The organism is Sheuella amnicola (assembly GCF_010499255.1).
Classification (GTDB): Bacteria; Pseudomonadota; Gammaproteobacteria; order Burkholderiales; family Burkholderiaceae_B; genus Zwartia; species Zwartia amnicola.
The window spans coordinates 42,658-63,637 of the sequence record NZ_JAAGRN010000004.1 but is presented as its reverse complement, the minus strand read 5'-3'; the positions used below and the strand labels follow the sequence as shown (position 1 = coordinate 63,637).

The 20,980-nt window shown below is 51.3% G+C and carries 22 protein-coding genes and 1 pseudogene; 6 read left to right on the top strand and 17 right to left on the bottom strand.

What is annotated here, in order from left to right:
- Positions 1-7: 7 nt before the first annotated feature.
- From G3I67_RS06830 to G3I67_RS06800, 8 genes and pseudogenes are all read right to left on the bottom strand, one after another.
- A complete protein-coding gene (locus G3I67_RS06830) occupies positions 8-1,273 on the bottom strand; it encodes an ABC transporter substrate-binding protein (protein ID WP_163653192.1) in 1,266 nt (421 codons plus the stop codon).
- Between the two features lie 149 nt (positions 1,274-1,422).
- Complete coding sequence (locus G3I67_RS06825; RefSeq protein ID WP_235931768.1) at positions 1,423-2,628, bottom strand: CaiB/BaiF CoA transferase family protein; 1,206 nt, start codon at positions 2,626-2,628, stop codon at positions 1,423-1,425.
- 183 nt (positions 2,629-2,811) lie between these two features.
- Complete coding sequence (locus G3I67_RS06820; RefSeq protein ID WP_163653189.1) at positions 2,812-3,747, bottom strand: LysR substrate-binding domain-containing protein; 936 nt, start codon at positions 3,745-3,747, stop codon at positions 2,812-2,814.
- Between the two features lie 57 nt (positions 3,748-3,804).
- The gene (locus G3I67_RS06815; protein ID WP_163653187.1) at positions 3,805-5,895 is read right to left on the bottom strand and encodes a 3-hydroxyacyl-CoA dehydrogenase NAD-binding domain-containing protein; all 2,091 of its coding nucleotides are present in this window, start codon (positions 5,893-5,895) and stop codon (positions 3,805-3,807) included.
- A gap of 67 nt (positions 5,896-5,962) precedes the next feature.
- On the bottom strand, positions 5,963-7,123 hold the full coding sequence (locus G3I67_RS06810) for a thiolase family protein (RefSeq protein WP_163653184.1): 1,161 nt from the start codon (positions 7,121-7,123) through the stop codon (positions 5,963-5,965).
- On the bottom strand, positions 7,113-7,352 hold the full coding sequence (locus tag G3I67_RS15145) for a Zn-ribbon domain-containing OB-fold protein (protein WP_311197070.1): 240 nt from the start codon (positions 7,350-7,352) through the stop codon (positions 7,113-7,115). The genes G3I67_RS06810 and G3I67_RS15145 overlap by 11 nt, the downstream gene beginning before the upstream one ends.
- A 9-nt stretch (positions 7,353-7,361) precedes the next feature.
- Positions 7,362-7,490: pseudogene (locus G3I67_RS15140) on the bottom strand (zinc ribbon domain-containing protein); the annotation flags it as partial.
- Between the two features lie 2 nt (positions 7,491-7,492).
- Positions 7,493-8,470, bottom strand: coding sequence for a Bug family tripartite tricarboxylate transporter substrate binding protein (locus G3I67_RS06800; RefSeq protein WP_163653178.1), 978 nt, complete (start codon positions 8,468-8,470; stop codon positions 7,493-7,495).
- Positions 8,471-8,615: 145 nt separating this feature from the next.
- Here G3I67_RS06800 and G3I67_RS06795 point away from each other — a divergent pair, with 145 nt between their 5' ends.
- From G3I67_RS06795 to G3I67_RS06785, 3 genes are read left to right on the top strand one after another with little or no spacing between them, the layout of a single operon-like run.
- Entirely contained in the window at positions 8,616-9,776 is a 1,161-nt protein-coding gene (locus G3I67_RS06795; protein WP_163653173.1) for a CaiB/BaiF CoA transferase family protein, read from the top strand.
- Positions 9,777-9,788: 12 nt separating this feature from the next.
- Positions 9,789-10,763 (top strand): Bug family tripartite tricarboxylate transporter substrate binding protein, encoded by a 975-nt coding sequence (locus G3I67_RS06790; RefSeq protein WP_163653170.1) that lies wholly within the window; start codon positions 9,789-9,791, stop codon positions 10,761-10,763.
- A 9-nt stretch (positions 10,764-10,772) separates the two neighbouring features.
- A complete protein-coding gene (locus G3I67_RS06785) occupies positions 10,773-11,561 on the top strand; it encodes an enoyl-CoA hydratase (RefSeq protein ID WP_163653167.1) in 789 nt (262 codons plus the stop codon).
- 12 nt (positions 11,562-11,573) lie between these two features.
- Here G3I67_RS06785 and G3I67_RS06780 read toward each other — a convergent pair whose 3' ends face one another.
- Positions 11,574-12,482, bottom strand: a complete 909-nt coding sequence (locus G3I67_RS06780; RefSeq protein WP_163653164.1) for a LysR family transcriptional regulator — start codon at positions 12,480-12,482, stop codon at positions 11,574-11,576.
- Positions 12,483-12,635: 153 nt separating this feature from the next.
- On the opposite strand from G3I67_RS06780, the gene G3I67_RS06775 reads away from it, so the two are divergent.
- Complete coding sequence (locus G3I67_RS06775; protein WP_163653161.1) at positions 12,636-13,832, top strand: MFS transporter; 1,197 nt, start codon at positions 12,636-12,638, stop codon at positions 13,830-13,832.
- Between the two features lie 15 nt (positions 13,833-13,847).
- Here G3I67_RS06775 and G3I67_RS06770 read toward each other — a convergent pair whose 3' ends face one another.
- From G3I67_RS06770 to G3I67_RS06755, 4 genes are all read right to left on the bottom strand, one after another.
- On the bottom strand, positions 13,848-14,645 hold the full coding sequence (locus G3I67_RS06770; protein WP_163653158.1) for a MetQ/NlpA family ABC transporter substrate-binding protein: 798 nt from the start codon (positions 14,643-14,645) through the stop codon (positions 13,848-13,850).
- Positions 14,646-14,703: 58 nt separating this feature from the next.
- Positions 14,704-15,357, bottom strand: a complete 654-nt coding sequence (locus G3I67_RS06765; protein ID WP_163653155.1) for a methionine ABC transporter permease — start codon at positions 15,355-15,357, stop codon at positions 14,704-14,706.
- Positions 15,338-16,399, bottom strand: a complete 1,062-nt coding sequence (locus G3I67_RS06760) for a methionine ABC transporter ATP-binding protein (RefSeq protein ID WP_163653152.1) — start codon at positions 16,397-16,399, stop codon at positions 15,338-15,340. The genes G3I67_RS06765 and G3I67_RS06760 overlap by 20 nt, the downstream gene beginning before the upstream one ends.
- 97 nt (positions 16,400-16,496) lie before the next feature.
- Positions 16,497-17,039: a hypothetical protein gene (locus G3I67_RS06755; protein ID WP_163653131.1), complete on the bottom strand. Its 543-nt coding sequence runs from the start codon at positions 17,037-17,039 to the stop codon at positions 16,497-16,499.
- 148 nt (positions 17,040-17,187) lie between these two features.
- Between G3I67_RS06755 and G3I67_RS06750 the strand changes: the two genes are divergently transcribed.
- Complete coding sequence (locus G3I67_RS06750) at positions 17,188-18,309, top strand: choloylglycine hydrolase family protein (protein ID WP_163653127.1); 1,122 nt, start codon at positions 17,188-17,190, stop codon at positions 18,307-18,309.
- A gap of 21 nt (positions 18,310-18,330) precedes the next feature.
- Here the strand turns inward: G3I67_RS06750 and G3I67_RS06745 are convergent, their stop codons facing one another.
- Genes G3I67_RS06745 through G3I67_RS06735 form a run of 3 tightly spaced genes read right to left on the bottom strand, consistent with a single transcriptional unit; the run spans position 18,331 to position 19,460 of the window.
- The gene (locus tag G3I67_RS06745) at positions 18,331-18,738 is read right to left on the bottom strand and encodes a hypothetical protein (protein WP_163653124.1); all 408 of its coding nucleotides are present in this window, start codon (positions 18,736-18,738) and stop codon (positions 18,331-18,333) included.
- On the bottom strand, positions 18,716-19,033 hold the full coding sequence (locus tag G3I67_RS06740; protein ID WP_163653121.1) for a pilus assembly protein TadG-related protein: 318 nt from the start codon (positions 19,031-19,033) through the stop codon (positions 18,716-18,718). Before G3I67_RS06740 ends, G3I67_RS06745 begins: the two co-directional genes overlap by 23 nt.
- Positions 19,026-19,460, bottom strand: a complete 435-nt coding sequence (locus G3I67_RS06735) for a TadE/TadG family type IV pilus assembly protein (RefSeq protein WP_163653118.1) — start codon at positions 19,458-19,460, stop codon at positions 19,026-19,028. The genes G3I67_RS06740 and G3I67_RS06735 overlap by 8 nt, the downstream gene beginning before the upstream one ends.
- Before the next feature lie 126 nt (positions 19,461-19,586).
- Between G3I67_RS06735 and G3I67_RS06730 the strand changes: the two genes are divergently transcribed.
- The gene (locus G3I67_RS06730; RefSeq protein WP_203583570.1) at positions 19,587-20,429 is read left to right on the top strand and encodes a methyltransferase domain-containing protein; all 843 of its coding nucleotides are present in this window, start codon (positions 19,587-19,589) and stop codon (positions 20,427-20,429) included.
- A gap of 22 nt (positions 20,430-20,451) precedes the next feature.
- Here the strand turns inward: G3I67_RS06730 and G3I67_RS06725 are convergent, their stop codons facing one another.
- Positions 20,452-20,913, bottom strand: coding sequence for a MaoC family dehydratase (locus tag G3I67_RS06725; protein ID WP_163653115.1), 462 nt, complete (start codon positions 20,911-20,913; stop codon positions 20,452-20,454).
- Positions 20,914-20,980: the final 67 nt, after the last annotated feature.

Sequence of the window (20,980 nt, the reverse complement as noted above, 5' to 3'; positions counted from 1 at the left end):
CAACCATTTATTGCGGTTGAGGTGTCTTGCCTTCGTAATTGATCACACTGCCGATCGGCACGAACTTTTCACCGTCGAACTGACCCATCTGGACCGATTCGATCGGATATCCGTCTTGCGCACCTTTCGTTGTCAAAGTCACTCCATCAAGCAAAAGCGGTACCTTGACCTGATTCATATTACGCATCGCTTCCATGAATGCTTTGCGTGTAGGCTGCTTGGCATTTTCGAAGCCGTTCTTGACTGCATGACAGAAGAACCATCCAACCGCGTTGAACTGATCGGCCGGATTCAGGCTGCTATCGTATTTTTTCAGCTTCTCGACATACAGCTTCATATCGGCATCATTTGCGAAGCCGGGGTTGGCTTGATCCTTGAGCCACAAACTCGTGATGACACCTTTAGAGATATCGGGACCGGCCGGAATAAGCGTGCCGCCGATACTTGCACCCACGCCCCATACCACATGCTTGGGCTTCCAGTTCACCGCGTTCATGCGCTTGATCGCTTGGATCACGTATTTCGGCGTGGTCGCATCGACAAAGACGTCGGCACCCGATGCGGCCAGGCGATCGATCTTCGCATCGATTGTAGGCTCGCTATACGAATGCTCTTCATGAATCACGATATTGACGCCCAAATCTTTAGCGGCCTGCACAAACGCTTTCGAGAAGAACGGACCACCGCTATCGTCGTTAAGCAGCGCGACTTTGGCGTTCGGGAAATTATCCTTGATGTATTTCGCGTAGAGCGCCGCTTCCGTGTTGTACGCCAAAATGCCCAGCATGGTCATCGGGAATTTTTCGACATCAGGCTTGGCGCCAAACATAGGGCCGCCTGTGTACAGAAACACCTGAGGTACGTTTTCCGAGTTGTAGTACGGACGAGACGCCAGGTTTGCACCGGTACCGGGACTACCCGACATTCCGAACACTTCATCCTTGCTGACCATGCGTCTGGAGTTTTGCAAGTGACGAGCCGGCTCCATCGAGTCGTCATACATCACGAACTTGACCTTTCTGGTCTTGCCATCACCAAACTTGACGCCGCCAAACTCCGCGTTCAAGTAGTCAAAGCAGGCACGTTGCGCTTTGCCGATCGTGCCGTAGCCCGCGTTAGGTCCGGACAGTGGCAGGGTTGAGCCCCATACGACTTCCTTATCGCTGATACCCGGATCGGCAGCGTTCACACTCGCCGTGGCGCCCAAAGCCAATGACAAAAGCAAAGCTTGATGCCAAACGGTCTTTTTACCTTTCTTGCTTTGTTGATACATGCTTGTCTCCTTTAAGCAATTCATCAAGTGTTCTTGATTGATTGATGTATCGATACTTCATCGGTTGTGAATAAACTTTCCTTCCTGAACTTTCACCCTTGCCGGTCAAGCTTAACTGAATTTTCTTTGATTCCAACCAAGGGATTTCCTCATGTCACCGTTGCTTGATGGATGATATTCGTTTGGATCAAATGCTCGATCTCGTCTTGACTAACTCCATATGCTTTCAAGATTTCCCGTGTATGCTGACCATACAAAGGGGGCGCGAATCGTACCGAACCACCTTCGGGGATGCTTTCCATTGCAACCGGCATGCCAATCTGCTTGAGCACGCCAAGCACCGGGTGCTTGACGGATTCGATCAGCTTCAAAGCTTCGACCTGATCGTCCTTAAAGACATCGTCCATCTTGTTGATCGGTCCTGCCGGGATTCCCTTCTCGATCATCAAAGGTGTCCAGTGCATTCTGGGATGTTGAGTCAATACGGCTTCGATTTCAATCTGCAACGAGTCGCGATTTTTCATTCGATCGCCGTTTGTCTTGTATCTTGGATCATCAATTAAATGTTCCAGTCCAAGCAAATTGCAAAGATTCAGCCACATGCCTTGTGTAGCAGGCGCGAGGTTTAGCGGACCGTCCGATGTTTTGAATGTTCCATAGGGAGCAATTACAGGGTGCGAATTACCCAAAGGCTTGGGCACTTCGCCCAGGTTCAAATAGCGCTGGCCCTGGACACTCAACACCCCGATCAACCCTGCAAGCAAAGATGTCTCAACTTGCTGGCCATGACCGGTCTCTCTTTTCTGCATGAGTGCCGACAATACCCCGATCGACAACCACATACCGGCAAGCATGTCTCCTATGGCCGTGCCGACGCGCATCGGGCCTGATTCGGTCGTGCCGCTTAAGCTCATATATCCGGAGTACCCTTGCGCGATCTGGTCGAATCCGGCCCATTGACTGGCAGGCCCTTTGCTACCAAAACCGGAAATCGAAGCCACGATTAACCCGGGATTCGACTTCTTGAGCGAGTCGTAGTCCAGCCCCATTTTTTCCAAGGTGCCGACTCTGAAGTTCTCAACAACGATATCGGATTTGATCGCCATCTGCTTGATCAGCTCCAGTCCCTGCGGCTTACGAAAATCAACGGCAATCGATTTTTTATTCCTGTTGGCACTCAAGTAATAGACGCTGATATCTCCATCGAAGGGTCCCCAGTCGCGAGACATATCCCCTTCGGGCATGGCCTCCACCTTGATCACTTCAGCCCCAAGATCCGCAAGAATCATGGCGCAAAACGGACCGGAAAGCGCCCTGGTTAAATCAAGTACGCGGACCCCATGAAGTGGCAACATCAGACTCTCCCCGTTTAATTTTTTTTATTTTTGCTAACGATCGCATCTTAACGAACCAGACAATGATCGGAATCAGCGGGATTACTCTATAGTCCTAACTGCTGGGTTAGAAATACTGAATACGAATGAATCCATAAGATAAACTTATGGCAATGGCCAAGAGAATTTAAAGTATCACCCGTATCACTGATACTGGGGAACCGCGCCACGCCATTGACCAGATAGCATCAACTCTTTTGCCAGAACAATGATGGCGGAGTGCACATAAGTCGATGCCTCGCTTAAGGCCACATACTTGGGATAGGCCAGATATAGGCGCCGGGCCAGCACCGGCTGAATCAAGCTTGCGATTAATTTCTTACTCTCCAGACTGGACGCCATTGAGGTCAAGGTCTGAATCGTGCCGATCGGTGAGTTTGCTGCAAGTCTGAGAAGGGTTTGAGTTGAACTCGTTTCAGCCACAATCATCGGTTCGATATCTTGAGCGCTGAATGCATTATCGATCAGTTGCCTGAGGGTGCTTGTGCGCGTTGGCAATACCAACGGGATATCAATTAACTCGTCCAGTTTGACATGCGCTTGTTTGCCGAAAGGATGATTATCCTTATGATGGATGAAATAGAGATTCTCGTTCGCAATCGGCGTCACCTCCAATCCGGAGCTTGGAATGTTGTCCACCAAAAATGACAAATCGACCCGCTGCTCAAGCAACTGGGGCACGAGATAACTACTCGGGTGCTCATACACCTCCAGAATGATTCCCGGGTGCTCCAGCCTCAGCTTTTCAACAAGCGGTGCAGCCAAAATGCTACCGGTTGTTCCCGGCATCGCAAGTCGGACGCGACCGGAAATTCCGGACTCGGGAGACTTGATGACACTTTTTGTCTCATCAACCAGCTTCAGGATGGTTTGAGCGTGTTTGTATAAAGCCGTGCCCGCTTCGGTTGGATTAATTCCTTTTGAACTTCGATTCAAGAGCCTGGCATTGACATTCGATTCAAGTATCGCCAGTTGTTGACTCAAAGCAGGCTGGGCAACATAAAGCAATTCCGCAGCCCGTGTCAGCGAACCCGCATCAACAATCGTGACGAAGTACCTTAGTTGCCTCAACTCCAGCATGTGCACATTCCATTTATTATTTTTTTTGATTGTACCGCCGAGACAAAAAAGACGAGCTTAATTCACCCTTGAGGTCAAATCGCGAGAAACAGTCCAGTGCCCTCCCTGAGCGCGTTCAAGCTGCTTGATTTTGTCGAGCACCACACCCCAGCCGATTGTTTCGGCATAAAAAAGAGGCCCGCCTCTCCAGGCCGGAAATCCATAACCATTGACATAAACGACATCAATATCCGACGCGCGTTGCGCGATACCTTCCTGCAGGATCCAACAAGCTTCATTGATCAGGGCCAACATGCAACGTTCGACGATTTCATCATCACTAATCGAACGACGGGCAATCCCTGCCTCATTGGCGCAAGCCCTGATAATGTCATCCACTGCCGGATCCGGCTGAGGTGTACGACTACCTTGTTCATACTTGTAAAAACCGGCTCCGGTTTTTTGTCCGAAACGCCCCGCCTCGCAAATGCGATCGGCGACTTTCGAATAACGCAAATCGGCACGACGCGTGGGAGCAAGCCTCTTTCTAGTCGCCCAATTGATGTCCAGACCCGCCAGATCCGCCATGGCAAGCGGCCCCATCGCCATACCGAAACGAGTCAACGCGCTATCGATCTGCTGAGGCGACGCGCCTTCCTCAAGAAGGAACCAGGCTTCGCGCCAGTAAGGCGTCAGCATCCGGTTACCGACAAATCCCTCGCAGACGCCCACCAAAACCGGTGTCTTGCCGATCTTTTGCGCCATCGACATGCAGGTCGCGATCACCTCATTCGAAGTTTTGTCACCTCGAACGACTTCCAGCAATTTCATCACGTTCGCAGGACTGAAGAAATGTAATCCAATCACATCTTGCGGCCGACGAGTCACTGCAGCAATTTCATTGACATCCAGTCGGGACGTATTGCTTGCAAGAATCGCGCCTTGCTTGCAGACCCGATCCAACTCGGTGAATACCGATTTTTTCACCGCCATATCCTCGAACACGGCTTCGATGACCAGATCCGCACCAGACAAGGCTTCCATGTCCGTACTGGTTTTGATGCAATCCAGGCGTTTTTGAATATCCTGCTGAGTCAACTTGCCCTTGGCAGCGGTGATATCGTAATTTTTATGGATCGCCGCCATCCCCCGATCCAGTGCGGCTTGATTCAGCTCGCACAGTGTGACCGTAAACCCTGCATTCGCAAACGCCATAGCGATACCAGAACCCATTGTGCCGGCGCCAATGATCCCCACGGAACGGATATCTGACGCTTGAACTTCGGGTGGCAAATTATCGACTTTCAATGCTTGCTTCTCGGCAAAAAAGATATGCCGTAAAGATTTTGATTCCGGACCGGACACCAGCTCCTCGAAGCGTGATCGTTCATAGTCCAGACCCGCTTCAATATCACCTTGACCGGCATAGGCGACGCAATCCAATGCGGCCGACTGCGCACGCGCGTTTCGCGCTTTTTTGTTCAATGAGCCCCTGATCGCGGCAATCGTCGATTCTGATCGCACTAGGTGACGTTGATCGATCACGGGGTGAGTGATCTCGCCTTTTGCAACAATCCCTTTTGCAAAGTCGATTGCGCCATCGATCAAATCGCCTTTGATGACTGCATCAATCAAGCCCAGATCCAGCGCTCTCTGTCCTTTTACGACCGAAGCGTTCAGAATCATTTTTGCCGCCGCTTCAACGCCAATCAATCGCGGCAATCTTTGCGTGCCGCCCCCACCGGGCAACAGCCCCAGATTGACTTCGGGCAATCCCAATTTGGCCTCGTCCGTTGCGACTCGATAATGGCAGCCCAGCGCCAGCTCCAGACCACCACCAAGCGCGGTTCCATGAATAGCGGCAATCACAGGCTTAGTCATTTCGGTTATTTTCCGAATTACCTGGCGCAACATAGGTTTTGCATTCGCTTTGGGCGTATTGAACTGCCTGATGTCGGCGCCACCTGAAAACATCTTGCCGGAACCGAAAATGACAATCGCCTTGATCGAGGAATCGGATTGCGCACGTTCAACTCCTTGATACAACCCTGCGCGCACCGTATCACCTAGTCCATTCACAGGAGGGTTATCGATTCGCAACATAGCGATATGCTCGACTTGAGCATACGAGACGGTATCTGAACAGGGCTGAAATACTGGTTGAATCATTTTGAGCACCAAATAATGAAACGCGTAGTTTTATATTAGCTTTCTATGTTAAGACTGAATCGTAAGTTCATACGACTGAAGAAAGGATGGCGGTGGCCTGACTGGACAAGACGCCGCCATTGCCGTGAACCAATGCGGTTTCAACGCCACTGACTTGCCTTGCGCCCGCCTCGCGTCTCAATTGAGCGACCGCTTCGATGATCAGAAAGATGCTGTACATGCCCGGATGAACACAGGACAAGCCACCGCCGTTCGTATTCATGGGAAACTCCCCCCCCGGAGCGATCCTTCCCCCCGAAACGAAAGATCCGCCTTCACCCTTTTTACAAAAACCCAGATCCTCAAGAAAAAGGATCGGATTGATGGTGAACGCATCGTACAACTGAACGACATCAATATCGTCCGGTGTTAATCCCGCAGCCTCGAACGCGACCCGACCCGACTCGAGCGCCGGCGTCACGGTCAAATCGTCCATGCAGGATATTTGCCGGTGCCAATGAGCGTGCCCTACACCAAGGACACTAATGGGACTGAGATGCAAGTCCTTTGCCCGTTCGGAACTTGTCACGACAATCGCTCCCGCACCGTCCGTGACAAGGCAACAATCACGCACAGTAAGAGGATCGGAAATCATCTTCGAATTCAAGACATCATCGATGCTTAGCGGTTTGCGCGAAAATGCATCCGGATTAAGCTGTGCCCACGCGCGTGCGGCGACGGCCACTTCGGCGAGCTGACGGCGCGTGGTACCGAATTCATGCATATGACGCGCTGCGGCCAGCGCATAGCTGGAGGGCGGATTAAACGCCTTGTATGGATGCTCGTAAGGTTGAGGATCGAGTTCGGCGCGCATCTGATTGATACGCGAACTGCTCGGCACGCTGCGAGGCGTGGCACCATAACATATCAGTACGTTTTCGCACTCGCCGGCTTCGATGGCGAGTGCAGCGATTTTCAGGTCAGCGATGAAGGATGAGCCACCGAACATCGTACTATCAGAAAATCGCGGGCGGATACCCAGATATTCGCTCATGCGCATCACCCACCAAGGCGAAGTCAAACTGGATGTGATGATGCCATCGATGTCTTTCATCTTCAGTCCGCTTGCGACAACCGCTTTCGCGCAGGCTTTTGCGATGATCTCCTGCTCGGTCACACCGCCGGCATCCCCCAGCCCCGCCAATCCCGTACCGAGAATCGAGATCCTGCTTTTCGCGTTAGTGTTCAATGTTCTCTCTCTTGACGAATACAAGCATGGGGCCATCCTCGCGCTGAAGTATGTGTGTACGCACCTTTAATCCGATCCGGACTTCATCCGGATCGATTCCTTCAACGCGACTCATCAAACGCGGCCCTTCCTCGAGCTCGATCAGCGATACGTTGTAATCTCCCTCTTGCCTGCGAACGGTTGTTGTCGAATAAACAGTAGCGAATCCGGTTGGCGCGGTCCACTGCAAATTTTCCGATCCGCAGAACGGGCAAAGCACTCTGGGGAAAAAATGAAATTTCCCACACTCACCGCACTTCGGTATTTCAAAAACATTCTGACTTAAGTACTCAAAATATCTTTGATCCGCAGATTGAATTTTCGACATCATCAGTTGTCCACCTTGACTCCGGTGACCTTGACCATTTCCTTCCACTTTTCAGTTTCGGTTTGAACGAAATCTTTGACCTGAACGGGCGTCATGACACCGCCCGGTTCGCTATTTTGTTGCTGAAGGCGCTCTGTCATTTCCGGAGAATTCATGATTTGATTCGTTGCCGCGTTCAACTCGGCGACAATCTTCGAATCTGTTCCCGCCGGAGCATACAAACCCAACCAGGTATAAACATCGAACCCCTGGAATCCGGAGTCGGACACGGTCTTCAAGTCCGGAAACAATCCGCTTCGATTAGCACTTGCCACCGCGATCGGGCGCAACTGTCCTGATTTGATATAGGGCGCGACACTCATCGAGTCTTGAATCGCAAAGGGTATTTCGCCAGAGACCAAGGCCAAGGTTGCAGGTGAGGCCCCTTTGTACGGAACATGTTCCAGCGGCACGCCCGCGACATGCCTGAACAACTCACCGCCAAGATGAGTCGACCCGCCGAATCCCGCCGATCCGTAGGGAACGGATTTTTGCGCCTTTCCCCAGGCGATGAACTCGGACAGGTTATTCACTGGCAATTTTGGATTCACCACAAACAGATTAGGCGCACGCGCCAAAATGGCGATGGGTTCGAAATCCTTGACCGGTTGATATCTGACATTTGAACTGACCGCCGGTCCAATGACATGACCTGTTGCGCTGATCAACAAGGTGTAGCCATCATTTTTCTGGCGCGCGACGTATTCTGTTCCAACCTGACCTGCCGCACCCGCTTTGTTTTCAACCACAAAGGTTTGACCAAACTTTTTTCCCAACTCGGTTGCGAGTATGCGACCAACCGTGTCGGTCATGCCGCCGGGGGCGAATGACACCACGAGGGTAACCGGCTTGTCCGGATACGCAGCTCGCGCGTCCGATGACATCACCGTCAGTAACCCGGAAGCTGCGAACAATAATGATTGAAGTAACGATCGTTTCATGGCTGTCTCCTTTTTTTCAGTATGTTTGGGATTCAACCCGGTGGCAATCCGAAAATTTCGAACGCTCAATTCGAAAAATTAAACTGTCCGGTACGGATGAAAACTGCCAGAATTGCCGCCAACAAGTGATCTTGCAGGAAAATCCATGCTTCACCATGCCTTGAAGGACGTCAAAGTCGTTGACATATCCCGAATACTCGCGGGTCCCTGGTGCACTCAAAATCTGGCAGATATGGGCGCGCAAGTCCTCAAGCTCGAGCATCCGGGTCGTGGAGACGATACTCGGGGGTGGGGACCACCGGACATAAGCTCGACCGATGGATCGGACACCATGTCGGCCTATTTCATGGCGTGCAACAGAGGCAAGCAATCAATTGCTGTCGACTTCTCAACGCCTGAAGGCGCAGACCAGGTTCGTCGACTCGTCAAAGACGCGGACATTTTCGTCGAAAATTTCAAAGCGGGCGGCTTGGCTAAATACGGCCTGGATTTCGCCTCCCTGCACAAAATCAATCCTCGCCTGGTTTACTTGTCGATCACAGGCTTTGGTCAAACAGGGCCTATGGCGGACAAGCCCGGATATGACTACGTCTTTCAGGGAATGGGGGGATTGATGAGCTATACCGGTCATCCGGATGGCACACCGGGCGCGGGCCCATTGCGCACGGGCGTGGCCGTCGTCGATCTGATGACTGGCATGTATGCCACCACGGCCGTGCTTGCCGCGTTACGACAACGTGACACAACCGGAATAGGCATGGCTCTGGATATCTGTCTGCTTGATGTTGCCGTGGCGATGAACGCAAACCAGGGGGCGAACTATCTGGTTAGCGGAAAAACTCCCGAAAGAACAGGCAATGCACATCCAAATTGTGCACCCTATGAAGTTTTTGCCTGCTCAGATGGGCATCTTATTCTGGCGATCGGAAATGATGGTCAATTCGAAAGATTCTGCAATTTGGCGCAACGTCCGCAATGGGCAAGCGATGATCGATACAAGATGAACTCGAATCGACTCAAAAACATGGACATGTTGCGCCCGTTGTTAATCGATCTATTCAAAACTCGCTCGCGTAAAGCTTGGACCGAAGCATTTGATGCGAATAATGTTCCTTGGGGTCCGATCCACACGCTTGACGAGGTGTTTGCTCATCCGCAAGTGCAGCACAGAGAAATGCTTCAGACAATTGAACACCCGAAGTTCGGCAAGATGCAATTGGTTCGCAATCCACTACTCTATGGCAGCCCGGCCATGACTGCAGATCAAGCTCCACCGACCTTGGGTCAACATACACAAAATTATTAAAAGGACATATCCATGAAATTCAAATCGATCGCCCTGCTCTTGGGCTGTGTTTATGTGACGGCCCACACATCGATCGCTGCGGCGGCTTACCCCGACAAGCCGATCAAGCTGGTTGTCCCTTACGCCGTGGGCGGCACGACAGATATCATTGCACGTGTCGTGGGCGTCAAACTGGGCACGATTCTCGGCCAGACCATCGTGATCGAAAACAAACCGGGTGCGGGTGGCAGCGTCGGCAGCGCATACGCGGCTAAGCAACCTGCAGATGGATACACCCTTGTGATGGCGGTCGAAAGCTCCCATGCGGTCAATCCAAACGTTTACGAAAGAAGCCCGTACGATCCGGTTAAAGACTTTGCTCCCATTAGTAATTTGGCCGATGTGCCGAACGTTCTAGTCGTGAATCCTGATTTGCCTGCCAAAAACATGGAACAATTCATCAAGCTTCTGAAAGACAATCCTGGCAAATACGCATTCGGATCTTCGGGCAATGGCGGACTGAGCCACATGAACGGCGAATTATTCATGTCCGTGACCGGAACAAAAATGTTGCACGTTCCATACAAAGGACTGGGCCCGGCTTTGAATGATCTGGTTGCAGGTCAATTGCAGGTTGTTTTCGATAATATTCCCTCTTCATTCGCATTGATCCAGGGTCAACGCATCCGTCCGCTTGTTGTTGCGGCCAAAGAGCGCCTCAAAGCATTGCCCAATGTTCCAACTTATGCCGAAGTGGGTATTCCAAAACTGAATAATCCCTCATGGTTCGGGCTGGCTGCTCCGGCCAATACGCCCGATGCTATTCTCGATACACTGAATCAAGCTGTCACCCAGGCGTTGAAAGACCCCGAGACCGTTGCTGCGATCGAAAAACAAGGCGCCATTCCAAGTCCGATGTCCAGGAAAGATTTCGGCGAATTGATTCAACAATCGAATGCGCAATGGGTAAAAGTCGTGAAAGACATCGGTTTCAATAAACTCAATTGATAAATAAACATGAATACTGTCATTGATCTCAAGCATGCACACGCAGAAATGGACGCATCGGGCGTTGCAACCCTCTCCATTCGTGAAGCCGGCACCTTAAACATTCTGTCCACACCAGTCATTAAAGATCTGACCGCAGCGCTTAATCGCCTCGCATTGCATCAGGATGTCAGGACATTGATTTTGCGGGGCTCGGGAGACAAAGCTTTTGTGGCGGGTGCCGACATTAGTGAAATGTCCGGGCTGACGCGCGAAACAGCCATGCAATTCATTACAGGCTTGCGAGACCTATGTGAAGCAGTTCGCTGCTTTCCGGTCCCTGTCATCGCACGCATCCCTGGCTGGTGTCTGGGAGGCGGACTTGAATTTGCCATGGCTTGCGATGTGCGTATCGCATCCCATGGCACGCAATTCGGAATGCCTGAAGTCAAAGTCGGGATACCCTCAGTCATTCACGCCACATTGATGCCAAAACTGATCGGGGAGTCGCGTGCTGCATGGATGCTGCTAAGCGGTGAAAATATCGGATCCGAGCAAGCCCTGAATTGGGGATTAATCAACGAATCCGTGCCGATGGAAGAACTGGATGCCCGCACGATGAAGATCGCGCAAAACTTCGCCGCCATCGGACCCGCTGTCTTGCGCCAGCAAAAGACTTTGCTCAGGCGCTGGGAAAAACTTTCTTTGACCGATGCAATCAACGATACCGTGCAAGAGTTCGGCAAAGCGTTCGAAACAGGCGAGCCTCAGAAATTCATGAACGAGTTTCTGGAGCACAAGCGCAAAAAGAAATCCTGAATTTCCGAGCGGCTAACCCCGAGTGGATACGACAATCGGGTCTGTCAGCAAATATTGAGCGACAGACTCGACATATGCGGACAACTGAATACCGGCCTTTGTAATCAACGTCAGTTCGCGACGCGCCCAGGTTTCCCTCAGGATGACCTCGGCCACGCGATTGGCGCGTATTGCGTCCACCGTCACACTTCGCGGAACCAATGCGACGCCCACGCCGTCGGCTACCAGGTTCAGTAGCGCATCGAAGGTGTGCGCATGTATTCTGACGTTTGGACTACGCCCCAGTTTCTGGGATATTTCCTGCAAAAACGCGTAGTTGCTGCTCGCTTTGCTCATGCAAACAAAATCCAGCTCAAGGGCCGCCGCAAACCGCAATGATTGATGCGCAGCGATAGGATGATTGACAGGCGCAACCAGAATCAATTCATCGATCGCATACCGATGGGCAGTGACATCAGTCGATTCAGTTTGCCCTGCGAAAATTCCGATATCCGCTTCCTGGGCGACGACTGCTGAAAGAATCGTCTGGCTGGTTTTTTCTTCCAAAACAACGTTGACGCTGGGATGAGCCGATAAAAATCGACTCAAGCTCGGCACAATGAAACCATTCAAGGAACTGCTGTTTGCGAACAATCGGACGCTACCCTTCAGACCGGAAGTAAACCCTCCGACCTCGCCATGCATCCGTTCAAGGCCGGCAAGCGTGGATCTGACGTGCTGAAGCACAACCTGCCCCCCCGGAGTCAATTCCATGCCCCGCGATGTTCGGACAAAAAGCGGCATGCCCATCGCCGACTCCAGGTTTTTCAAGCGATAACTCGCTGATGATGCCGTCAAATGGACGTGATTCGCACCAACCGTTAAGCTTTGCGCCTCGGCGATCGCTAAAAACAATCTCAAATCGGTGAGTTCATACCGCATCGGCAATTCGCACTTTCATTATGAATCGACAAAAAAAGAATCTAACATGCGACTCGTCTTTATGCCGGTTTTCAAATTCGGCGAGCTTGCAAATTGAGTGAATCCGATTGAAGATCTTGCATTGACCGATCTTTTCTCCTGTCCGAAGTCCGCATGATCAACCTTGTCTATCGTTCCGTCGGTGTAGTCGGCGCAGCTCAAATCCTTGCCTCCGGGGCGACGCATTATTTACCTGCGGTGATTGCCGCAGCAGCCTGCCAGGAACTCGAATTATCGAACAGCCTTTTTTTCGCCGCCTATTCCATGGCTCTCGCGGTTTCGGGCTTGGCCGGGCCATTCGCCGGTCGCTTGGTCGATCGGATGGGTGGTCGACCCGTACTGATGATGTCGAACGTTATTTTCGCCATAGGACTCATCCTCATGGCCTTATCGATCGGAACGCTCTCGTTATTTATATCGTTCGCGATAATCGGATTTGGAATGGCAATGGGCTTGTTCGAGGTCGCATTTTCCGCCATTGTCAGATTAATCGGCAAAAACTCCCGTAATGCGATCACAGGCGTCACGCTTCTGGCAGGCTTCGCAAGCGCCGTCGGCTGGACATCTTCCGTTTACGTCGAATCGCGTTACGGCTGGAGAGGGGTATGCTGGTTCTGGGCTTTATTGCATTTGTGCTTTGGTTTGCCCTTGCACAGCTTATTGCCTTCAATATCGAAAACGCGCGTCAACAATGCCGCGCCTGCGGCATCCGATTTGCAAATCAAGATTGAAGAGCCATCCCAACCACCGGAGCCAAGCAAGCTCACCGGTTATTTGCTCGCCTTTGTATTTGCCATCAGCGCCTTCATCGGCATGGCCCTTATGTCGCACCTGCCTCGACTGCTTGAAGGCATGGGCGTCCCGTTAGCGGTGGCGTTCTCGATCGGCGCGCTCGTTGGGCCATCTCAGGTCATGGGTCGACTGATCGATTTCGCTTTCTTGCGCAAAATACACCCTCTCATCGGCACGCGCATTGCGGCACTCGCGCATCCCTTGAGTGGGGCCTTGCTACTACTGATCGGCGCCCCGTTTGCCTTGCCTTTTGTGGTTCTGCACGGACTTGGCAATGGCGTATTGATTATTTCGAGAGGCACGCTTCCATTAGCCATATACGGAACCAAAGGATATGGTCAAAGACAAGGATGGCTCATGATGCCGTCAAAATTTGCTCAAGCCGCAGCACCGTTCGTCTTCGGACTGGCATTGTCCGAATGGGGTTCGAACTCGCTTTGGCTGACTTGGGGCTTGGGGATGAGTGTATTTATCGCGCTCTGGATGATTCCGATAAATCAATCGAAATCATCCGGATAAGCAAGTTGACTCAGCTTAGAATGCGGGCACAACCGAGTTATCGTACTTCTTGATGATGAACTCTCTGACAACAGGCGTCTGGTAAATTTTCACGAATTGCAGAACGCGCGGATCGGTCTTGTTTTTCTCCTGCACAACCAGAATGTTGGCATAGGGCGAGTTGGGTGATTCCATCGCGATTGAATCGCGACCCGGCTTGAGTCCGGCTTCCAGAGCAAAGTTTGTGTTAACGGCACCTGCATCCACATCGTCCAACGAACGCGGCAACTGAGCGGCGTCAAGTTCGATGAATTTGATCTTCTTCGGATTTTCAACCACGTCAATCGGCGTGGCTTTCAGGCCGGCATCCGCACGCAGCTTAATCAGTCCTTGGTCTTGCAACAGCAACAAGGCACGTCCACCGTTGGTCGGATCATTGGGCAACGAGAATTTGCCGCCCTGGGGAAAATCTTTCAAGGACTTGATTTTCTTGCTGTAAATACCTATCGGGAAAATCACGGTTTTGCCCACGGTTGCCAGCTTGTAACCACGATCCTTATTAGCGGTATCAAGGTAGGGCTGATGCTGATAGCTATTCAAATCCAAGTCTCCGGCAGCCAATGCGGCATTGGGCTGGACGTAATCCGTAAACTCGACGATCTGAATTTTCAGGCCTTCTTTTGCGGCCTGCTCTTTAACAACTTCCATGATCTGGGCATGCGGTCCGGCAGTGACACCAACTTTAAACGGCTTGTCTTGCGCCAATGCGGTCTGCGACAGACCCAACACGCCCAATGCTATTGTGGCGAGTGCTTTTGTAAAAATGAATTTCATCGAAACACCTTTCTCTTGATGGTAAATACTGCTTTGAAAAAATAATCCGGTCTGCATTTCACCGGTGCGAAAGCCGCCTGACCAACCAGTCACCCAAGCTTTGCAAACATTGCACCAATGCGATCAGAACAACCACTACCGCCAGCATGACTTCAGGCAGAAATCTCTGATAACCATAACGGATGCCCAAGTCGCCCAATCCGCCGCCACCGATTGCACCGGCCATCGCCGAATAACCGATCAAACTCACCAGCGTCACGGTTGTCGCCGCGATCAATCCGGGCAAGGCTTCGGGCAACAAAACTTTGCGAATGATCTGGCTTGGCGTAGCTCCCATGGCACGAGCCGCAATGACCAGGCCGGGATCGACCTCGCGCAATGCGTTTTCGGCTATGCGGGCCATGAATGGAATCGCGGCGATCGCCAGTGGCACAATCGCGGCCTGCGTGCCGATCGATGTCCCGGCAATCAGTCGAGTCAACGGAATAATCGCCACCATCAGAATCACGAAAGGAACAGATCTCGTCGCGTTGACGACACTACCCAGCACTTTATTCACAGCCCCGTTTTGCAGCATGGCATCCTTTGCCGTCACACTTAATGCCACGCCAAGCGGAATACCGAAAACTACGGCAGACAGACCCGCCACGCCAACCATCAACAGCGTTTCCAGAAAGGACAACCATAAAAGCTCAAGCAGTTGCGGGCTCATGCGAGATCTCCTGTATGGTTGCGTGATGAGTAGAGATATATTGATACGCCGAATTCAACGCCTGCTGATCTGCCTGGGCAATCACAAACATCGTGCCGACGGGCACGCCCTGAATGTCCTCGACTCTTGCCTGAACAATGACAAGCGTTATGCCCTGTTCGCGCGTCAAGGTCGATATCAAGTCACCCGAGTCACCCCCCGACATTTGTAAACGCCATAGCACCACACGCGCTTGCGGTTTTTGCTCTCGCATCGCGTTCATTCGAACGTTCAGCGCGCTGAGTGTTTCTTCGGTTAAATCCGATGCTGTCGCCGCCGATACCATACTGCGCGTCACGGCATGCTTCGGTTCGGAAAATACGCTTAAGGTATCACCCTGTTCGATGATTTTTCCTCCATCCAGCACGGCGACACGCCCGCAAATTTGGCGTACAACTTCCATCTGGTGCGTGATCAGAATCACCGTCACGCCCGTGCGGCGATTGATATCCCGCAACAGCGCCAAAATGCTCTGAGTCGTCTCCGGATCCAGTGCAGAAGTCGCTTCGTCGCTCAACAAAACATCCGGGTGATTGGCCAACGCACGTGCGATGCCAACGCGCTGCTTCTGACCGCCACTGATTTGATTCGGAAACCGATCCGCCAGATGAGTCAACCCGACAAGTTCCAGCAAATGAGTCACGCGTGCTTTGATTTCATTTGGCGAAACGCCTGCGATTTCAAGCGGCAACGCAACGTTTCCGTACACAGTTCGGCGAGCAAGCAGGTTGAACCCCTGGAACACCATGCCTATGCGTCGACGCTGCTCGCGCAGGTCGGACTCACTTAGATCGGACAAAAGTTGTCCGCCGATTTTGATGGTTCCCCGATCTGCCCGTTCGAGCAGATTGATACACTTGACCAGCGTGCTTTTACCGGCGCCGCTAGGTCCGATGACACCAAAAATCTCGCCTTCTTTTATATGCAGGTTAATGTCCCGCAGCGCCTCGAAAGTCCCTTTTGGAGTCGAGTACGACTTACTTAAATTGCTAATTTCAATCATGAGGTGAATTTTGACCCATTTTCATTATAAATATAACGAAAATTTCTTTATTGCTTTATTACTTATGATAATAAACAAACAGGCCAATTTCACGAATTCAGCAAATTTTGGTCATATAGGTTTTTTTATACCCTTCCGATTTCGTCAATTCGAAATTGAAAAGAACGGAGTCAAGCTTCGACACCTTGAATTGATACCCGTTTATCTGACCTATATGCACCGTGCCTTTCCATAAAGTATGGTGCCCTTCCTGGTTTTTATCGGTGGACTGGATCGGGATGATTCTCTCCGATCCGTTGATATTCATGATCAAGGCCACGCCCTGATAGTCCCCCTCATAAGGGAAGGCAGCGATCCTGGTGCCATTGACGCAAAACGATTGTTTTTGCTCCAGACTGGTCTTTTGCGTACCGGATAACGTCAAAAGTTTGGGTTCATCGGTCGAATCCCCTGCCGGGCCAACAGGTAGCGTTGGCGATGCATTACCTGCAGGCGCACTGGGCGCCTGTCCAGGCGCGGGCGCAGGTGCAACCTTGCCAACTACGCCGCTCACTGCATTAAAGGTATCCGTCGCCGTTTTAACGGTATTGAGTATCTCTAGCAACTGTGCGTGTGCGGGCTGTAATACTACGGCTAGCATGAGCAGAATACTCGGTTTAAATAGATTGCACCGCATTTCGTATCCAGAGTAGTATTTCCCTTTGATTTTGATGATTCTATGGGTAGTTGAATCAAATAAAAATTATCTTTAAGGCGTACATCAGCCTCTGGATTTATCAAGGATTTTTATGCGAAATTTTGTCCGCTCTACTTTTGCCAAAGCCATTGCAAGTGTCTGTCTTGCTACTTTCTCGGTTTCTTCAATTGCCTGTACTGCCATCAACATTACCGCCAAGGACGGCACCGTCATCGCCGGCAGAACCATGGAATGGGCTTTCGAAATGGACTGGACGTTGTTTTCTATGCCTCGCGGCACTGAAATCGATCTCGACGCGCCTAAAAGTATGAAGCTGCCAGCCACAAAAATGACCAGCAAATACGCATTCGTTGCCGTGGCGCCGGGCGTGCTGCAAGGTCCACCTGCATTCCTCGAAGGACAGAACAGTGCGGGCTTGGGCTTGAGCGGAAACTTTCTGCCCGGCTTCACCGAATATCAAACCGTCACGCCGCAGGATACGAAATACATTTCGATCTTGAATTTCGGCCGGTTGATTCTGGGCATGTATGGCAATGTCAAAGAGCTTCGCGCAGAATTGCCTAAATACAAAGTATGGTTCGACCCAACCGAGGTCAAGGGACTGCCCACACCCCCTTGGCTGCATTTGGTTCTGACGGATAAAACCGGCGACAGCATTGTCGTCGAGTTCGTTAAAGGCCAGATGAGGATCCACGACAACGTGGCAAATGTACTGACCAATGCTCCAACCTATGACTGGCATATTTCGAACGTCCGAAACTATCTTTCGTTATCGAACTATGCGAAAGCGTCCGTGACACTGAATAACCAAAATGTCACCGAAATCGGCCAAGGCGGCGGCATGATGGGGCTGCCTGGTGACTACACGCCCCCATCGCGCTTTGTGCGCGCTGCTTATTTGCGTCACTTCTCCACCCAGCCTCAGGCGTCGAACGACGGCATCCAGTTGATGACTCATTTGCTTAACACTGTCGACATTCCTGTCGGTGTCGCAGCAAGCAAGGGCGACAATCAAATCGTTTCCGACTACACGCAATGGGTAAACATCAAGGATCTGAGCAATAACCGCATGCTGATCGCCGATTACAACCATCGCACGAATTATCTGCAAATCGACTTGAATCAGGTATTCAAAGAGGGCAAGCCAAAGACCTGGAAAATATCCAACCTGCCTTATCCAGGCAATGATCTGACGCCGTTTCTTTTGAAGTGATTTGTACTTGATCCTTAAACGCTACTGCGCGCGCTTGAGCATTTCCTGTTCGATATTTTGGCGATTCCTCAGATACGTTCCCCACGTGATCTTTCGATCGACCAACTCGAGCCGGTTGTTGGTCGATTGGGAATAGGCCCACTCGCGCGCATCCGCAATCTTCATGCCTGCGGGTGTACCGGTCTGTCTGTAAAGATCCGTAATCGATTTGGAGTAACTATCCATGGCGGACGCTGCCTTCAAAAACAAGGCTTTTTGAGCGTCCGTCATCTTGGTCGTATCAGCCAGTTGCGCAAACGTCACATCCTTAGCGCTGCAGGGTGCCTTCACGCGCAAGGGCTCGTACTCGGCTTTCAGGCATTCTTCTTTTTGACGCTGGTTCAACTTCGCGATGGCATCAGGGACGCTACCGGCCGAAATCTGCCCCATCAATTGACTGCCGTCTGATTGTGTGGACGCACAACCTGAAATCAGCAACACGGACACTGCCCACATAGGTGGGGTTGGACACATTCGTATCCCCTGTGACGCAACTATCAGCACTGCGATAATTTGCTCCGGAACAAGATAATGCGATTGCATCGGCCACGTTTTGCACCTGACCATCACGTATCAGCATGTAACCAAAATCAAGCGCTAGTCCCAAAAAACCGCTCAGAACCATCATTAACAACGCTGTCAGTGGCAGAACAATCCCTTTTTCGCTTTCACGAGGATCATTCATAATTCATTCTCGTTTCACCTGTCAGGGTCACCGCCCCCGGAAACAAGCCCATACCGCTAAATTGATACGTTGTGACCACCGTGACCGTACTACCAGCAGTACCGCCTCCGGTCGCTGTTGACGTGCTGATGGGAGTCCCCTTGAACGAAACGAGCAAACCGCTGGCCAACTTATTGGCGATGCCACACGGCGATGCCTCGGTAGTCGAGGTCGTACTGCACGCCCAAGGCTGATGCGTAGGATTATTGTTGGTGATCACGCCCCATCTGGCGCCTTCCCGACTTGCATTCGTGATGACCTGCGTGTTGTACATCATCACGGCAAGATCCATCAGGCCGATGATCAGCAACACAAATATGGGCAAAACCAAGGCAAGCTCAATCGCCGCAATACCTTTTTCGCTTTTGCAGGATCGATCTTGAAGCATTTCGGAAATGCCTTGCGAGTCTGTGGTGTTTATAAAATAATGGTCTTCGCCAGAGTGCTGTAAAAATATTACACGATTGGCACATAAAATCAGCGAACAATTAAAAGATATCAAGGTGGAATAGTTTTGAAAGCACTTAATGCCCTGTTTTTTTTATTACTTCTCTTCGTTGCTCAACCCGGCATTGCGCAAATCAAACTTGATTTTGGTGACGATCAATACAAACCGGTAAGAGGTCAAACCGGTAAAGACGTTGTCTGGATTGCGACAAACGACGACTTGGTTACCAAAATGCTTAAAACGGCGCAGGTCGGCCCCTCAGACCTCCTCTATGACCTAGGTGCGGGTGATGGCGCAATTGCGATTGCCGCCGCCAAGGATTTTGGGGCACGCGCGATCGGGATCGAGTACAACCCAAAACTGGCGGCGTTGGCACAACGCAATGCTGAACGAGCCGGCGTGGCGGACAAGGTGAAAATCATCTCCGGCGATCTGTTCAAAGAAGACTTTTCCAAAGCATCCGTTGTTACGCTTTATCTATTGCCCGAATTAAACTTGCAACTACGCCCTATTCTTCTGAAAATGAAACCCGGGACGCGGATTGTTTCAAACACATTCGATATGGTTGACTGGGAGCCTGATGTCGAAATCGATCAACCTGGAAAAGCGTTCTTCTGGATTGTGCCCGCGGATGTGGCCGGCGTTTGGGCGCTTGAGCATTTCGATCCGCAATTAAAAGCCTCATTAAGTCTTTCCCAGCGCTTTCAGCACATCGGTGGTAGCCTGACGATAGGCGACAAAACCCAGCCACTCTTAAATCCACGACTGACGGGCGATCAATTGCAATTCAGCTACATCGACCAGGACAATCTTCTGCGCGTTGTTCATGCGACGATCAACGGATCGACCATGAAGGGTGGCAGCAAAGGGGCGATTACCCAAATCGATTTTTCCGGCGTGCGTCGCTAAACACGTCTACCGGAAGCCTTGCTCAAACCGGACGCTTGCGCAACAAATACCGATGCTCGCCTTCCATCACGAGCTCGCCACGTTGGTTTTTCACTTCGGACCGCAAAACCAAAACGCCGGTAGTTTTGTTCGGCAACATCTCACTCACTGTCAGAGATGGATACACCGTGTCACCGACATACACTGGCAGCAAAAATCGCGAACTTTGCTCAATAAACGCTTTGAGAGACTTTTCAACCATATGCGGGAACAGTCCGGCACCCGCAGCAGTCTGGATGACAACTTGAAACCCATGCGCCAGCATGTGAGGCATGCTATGAGCCCGGCAATACTCGACGTCGTAGTGAACCGGATGGTTATCCCCGCTCGCTAGCTGAAATGCAGCAAACAATGCATCAGTCATAGTTCGGGAGGGAATATTGAAGCGTTCTCCAATCTTGAAGTCTTCAAAATATTTCTGCTCGCAAAGTTCATGCTGAATCATAGTGACCCTATTAAATGGATTAATTGACTTTCAATTCCGGGATCCAGGGGCTCGAACGTCACCGCAC